Annotated in this window: 4 protein-coding genes, 2 tRNA genes and 1 pseudogene; 6 read left to right on the top strand and 1 reads right to left on the bottom strand. The window is 36.7% G+C overall.

Annotated features, from left to right (window positions below; genetic code table 11):
• The 6 genes and pseudogenes from ABF281_RS04770 to ABF281_RS04795 form a co-directional block, all read left to right on the top strand.
• Nucleotides 1–248, top strand: a pseudogene (locus ABF281_RS04770) (energy transducer TonB); the annotation flags it as partial.
• 2 nt (nt 249–250) lie between these two features.
• Nucleotides 251–1,486, top strand: coding sequence for a folylpolyglutamate synthase/dihydrofolate synthase family protein (locus ABF281_RS04775; protein ID WP_347180553.1), 1,236 nt, complete (start codon nt 251–253; stop codon nt 1,484–1,486).
• Between the two features lie 91 nt (nt 1,487–1,577).
• A complete protein-coding gene (locus tag ABF281_RS04780; protein WP_347180554.1) occupies nt 1,578–2,606 on the top strand; it encodes an NAD-dependent epimerase in 1,029 nt (342 codons plus the stop codon).
• Nucleotides 2,607–2,610: 4 nt separating this feature from the next.
• Entirely contained in the window at nt 2,611–3,633 is a 1,023-nt protein-coding gene (locus ABF281_RS04785) for a mannose-1-phosphate guanylyltransferase (protein ID WP_347180555.1), read from the top strand.
• A gap of 57 nt (nt 3,634–3,690) precedes the next feature.
• Nucleotides 3,691–3,765, top strand: a tRNA-Val gene (locus ABF281_RS04790).
• 33 nt (nt 3,766–3,798) lie between these two features.
• A tRNA-Val gene (locus tag ABF281_RS04795) sits at nt 3,799–3,873 on the top strand.
• Between the two features lie 97 nt (nt 3,874–3,970).
• On the opposite strand, the gene ABF281_RS04800 is transcribed toward ABF281_RS04795, so the two are convergent.
• Nucleotides 3,971–4,183 (bottom strand): helix-turn-helix transcriptional regulator, encoded by a 213-nt coding sequence (locus tag ABF281_RS04800; RefSeq protein ID WP_347180556.1) that lies wholly within the window; start codon nt 4,181–4,183, stop codon nt 3,971–3,973.
• Nucleotides 4,184–4,266: the final 83 nt, after the last annotated feature.

Below are 4,266 nucleotides of genomic sequence, written 5' to 3' on the forward strand. Positions count from 1 at the left end.
GACCCTTAACAAAACCCATCATAAAACCAGACTGTAATGAAGAAGGAATTGTAGTGGTTAGCATTGAGGTCGATAAAAACGGAAGAGTCACCAGTGCAAAAGCTGGAGTAAAAGGTACAACGAACAATAGTCTGTGTCTGTTGGAACCTGCCAGAAAAGCTGCTCTGGCCACCCAATGGAATCCTGATGGAAATGCACCAAAAAGGCAAGTAGGAATGATTCGTTACAAGTTTGTACTCTCAGAATAAATATGAATTATCAAGAAACTTTAGATTGGTTGTTTCACCAGCTACCCATGTATCAGAAAGAGGGGGCAAAGGCTTATAAAAAAGATTTGTCTAATACCCGCTTATTGATGAATTATCTGGGTCATCCAGAAAAAGCGATACAAGCAATTCATATTGCAGGAACAAATGGTAAAGGTTCTACAAGTCATATTTTGGCTTCTGTTTTACAGGAGCAGGGGTACCGAATAGGGTTGTATACCTCTCCTCATTTGGTCGATTTTAGAGAGCGTATCAAAATCAATGGACAAGAAATTTCAGAGCAGTATATTGTAGACTTTGTGGAGAAGCACAAAGATTTTTTTCAACGCAATGCCTTGTCTTTTTTTGAAATGACAGTAGGCTTGTCTTTTGAGTATTTTAAAGATTTGGGGGTTGATTATGTGGTCTTGGAAACGGGCTTGGGAGGTAGGTTAGATTCAACAAATGTCGTTCATCCATTGGTCTCAGTAATTACCAATATTGGTTTAGATCATACGCAATTTTTAGGGACTACATTGCCCGCAATAGCTATTGAAAAAGGAGGGATTATAAAAGAAAACGTCCCTGTTGTTGTTGGGGAGTATCACCCTGATACTTTTCCTGTTTTTGAAAATATTTCAGTTCAAAAAAAAGCCAAACTGTACAAGGCTTTTGAATTAGAAGACACATCGATTCATTGTGAATTGAAAGGAGCTTATCAAAAGCATAATATCAAAACAGCCTTAAAGACGGTAGAAGTTTTAAATAATTTAGGGGTTGAAGTTTCAAAAACGGCAACGAAAACCGGTCTTGCAAAGGTAACCCAAAACACAGGTTTATTGGGTAGGTATCAAATGGTTCAAGAAGCACCTAAGATCCTTTGTGATACTGGACACAATAAAGAAGGAATCTCATTGGTTGTCCAACAATTATTACAAGAACAATACCAGCAATTACACATTGTTTTTGGCGTAGTGGAGGATAAAGATTTGCGTTCCGTTTTACCTTTGTTGCCTAAAAATGCTCATTATTATTTCACAAAGCCATCGATAGCAAGAGGGTTGTCAGAAAAAAAGCTCAAACTCGTTGCTGAAAAGCATGGTTTAATAGGTGCTGAGTTTTCAACCGTTGCGCAAGGGGTTTCTCAAGCGATTTTAAAAGCGACTACTGAGGATTTAATTTATGTTGGTGGAAGTACTTTTGTGGTTGCAGATTTCTTGTCTTCACGAATGTTGAAGTAGGAGAAGTATCTAATTTATAGTTCATAGCATTTATGATATTTTTAATCTTTAGTAAACAATATCCTATATTTGCCCTAAATAAAAATGTAACATGAAGATTTTAGTCACAGGTGCAGCAGGGTTTATTGGATATCATTTGTCCGAGTTGTTATTGAACAAAGGACATCAAGTTGTTGGCATAGATAATCTAAACGACTACTATGATGTGAATTTAAAATTTTCTAGGTTAAAAGAGTTAGGGATTGATTCTAAAAAAGCTTCGGGTTTTTTAAATGAAGTACAGTCAGAAAAAAATAAAAGTTTTACGTTCGTAAGGTTGTCTCTAGAAGATAGAGAAGACATAAATAGACTTTTTGAAAAAGATAAGTTTGAGGTCGTTTGTAATTTGGCTGCACAAGCTGGGGTAAGGTACAGTATAGAAAATCCACATGCCTATGTAGAAAGTAATATTGTGGGATATGTAAATTTGTTAGAAGCCTGTAGGTCTAATCATGTGAAACACCTTGTCTATGCGAGTAGCTCTAGTGTGTATGGTTTGAATTCTGCTGTTCCTTTTTCTACCAAAGATAAAGTAGAAACCCCTATAAGTTTGTATGCGGCCTCCAAAAAAAGTAATGAGTTGATGGCACATACCTACTCACATTTGTTTGGTTTTGCTACAACTGGACTCCGTTTTTTTACTGTTTATGGTCCATGGGGAAGGCCAGACATGGCTGCCTATTTGTTTGCAGATGGGATTAGCCAAGACAAGCCGATTAAAGTCTTTAATCATGGGAAAATGGAACGTGATTTTACTTATGTAGGGGATATCGTAGAAGGCGTAGTGAGAATTATTGAAGGAGAAGTAGAGACCAGAAAAGAAAAGAAAGAGCTGTACAAAGTGTATAATATAGGAAACAACAAGTCTGTTAAGTTGTTAGATTTTATCAAAAACATAGAGCGTAATCTTGGGAAAGAAGCCGAAAAGGTGATGATGGATATACAGCCAGGAGACGTAGAGAAGACTTGGGCAGAGGTTTCTGATTTGATAAAAGATTATGATTACCAACCCAATACGACTGTTGAGCAGGGGGTTGATAGATTTATAGATTGGTATAAAAAATATCATAAAATACAATAAAACAATGGGAGATGTTATAAATGTTGTGTTGAGTGGAGGAGTAGGGTCTCGATTATGGCCAATCTCAAGAGCCAAAAGTCCAAAACAATTTTTGCAGATATTTGAGCAAAAATCTTTGTTTCAGCATACTTTGCTCAGGAATGAGGAATTGGTAGATGATTTTATGTTGGTTACTAACGAAAGTCAGTTGCCAATAGCGATTAGCCAATCTAAAGCGTGTGGGTTTGATATACAGAACAAAATTGTAGAGTCTGTGGGGAGAAATACGGCTCCAGCCATCACATTAGCTGCTTTGAGCTTAGATCCAGATGATATCATGTTTATTACTCCTTCGGATCATATGATTGGTGATGAAGAGTTATATGGATCAGCAGTTAAAAATGCGGTGAAACTAGCGAAAGAAGATGCTATCGTTACCTTTGGTATTCAGCCATCTAAACCTGAAACCGGGTATGGTTATGTAGAATACGATGGGGAATCTGTGAAATCTTTTAGAGAAAAACCAAATAAGGATTTAGCAATCAAATATATTCGTTCTGGACATTTTTGTTGGAATAGTGGGATGTTTTGTTTTAAGGCATCTGTGTTTCTGGAGCAAATCAAAAAACATGATTTAGCTATTTATACCGCTTCTGTGGAAGCTTTTAAAAGGAGTACCGATGGGTTTGTTGCGAAACAAGATATGGTAAAGATACCTGAGAATAGTATAGATTTTGCAGTTTTAGAGAAATCCAAAATTATCAAAATGGTGAAGTCTCATTTTATATGGTCTGATTTGGGTTCTTTTGACTCTTTAATTGCTTACGCAAAAGATTTCCAAAACGAAGAATTGTTCCAGATGATAAAGGGAGAGCACAACGTGAACTCTTTTGCCATGTGCTCAAAACCTGTGTACGCAACAAGTGGAATTGATAATATTATTTTGGTAGAAGCAGAAGATTGTATTTTGTTGATTACCAAAGATAAAAGTGAGGAAGTGAAACAAATCCGTGAATTTGCTGGAAATGAAAATGAAAGTTTATTGTAATTTATAAAAAATAAACGTTTGAGAAATGAAATAATGTTTTATATTTGCACCCGCTAAGGGCAATTAGCTCAGTTGGTTCAGAGCACCTCGTTTACACCGAGGGGGTCGGGGGTTCGAATCCCTCATTGCCCACAAAAGGTTTCCTTAATACCTTTCAAAAAATTAGGGCAATTAGCTCAGTTGGTTCAGAGCACCTCGTTTACACCGAGGGGGTCGGGGGTTCGAATCCCTCATTGCCCACAGAAAAAGCCTCAACATTGTGTTGAGGCTTTTTTTTATAATAAACACTTCTTAGAGTATTGCCAAAAGGTAATAAGGCTTTTTTTGCTAAAATATTTTAGGGCAGCTTGAACAGATCCTCAACTTTGCAGTTGAGGGTCGTCGCAATTTTTAAGGCCAACACAGTTGAGGGTATATAAATTCCATTTTCAATGGCATTTATACTTTTCCTAGAGACTTCAGCAGCAACTGATAGTTCTTGTTGTGTTAATCCAGCAGATTTTCTGTTTTCCTCAAGACTATTTAGTAGTTTTTTGTGGTGTTTTCCCAACTCTATTTTTTTTCAAAATTTTCAACGGCGTCAGTTAGTTCTTTTCCAGTGTTGGGATAAAGGTATCCAGCAATTAATGTACC

This window comes from Wenyingzhuangia sp. (assembly GCF_039768515.1).
In the GTDB taxonomy this organism is placed as follows: Bacteria; Bacteroidota; Bacteroidia; order Flavobacteriales; family Flavobacteriaceae; genus Wenyingzhuangia.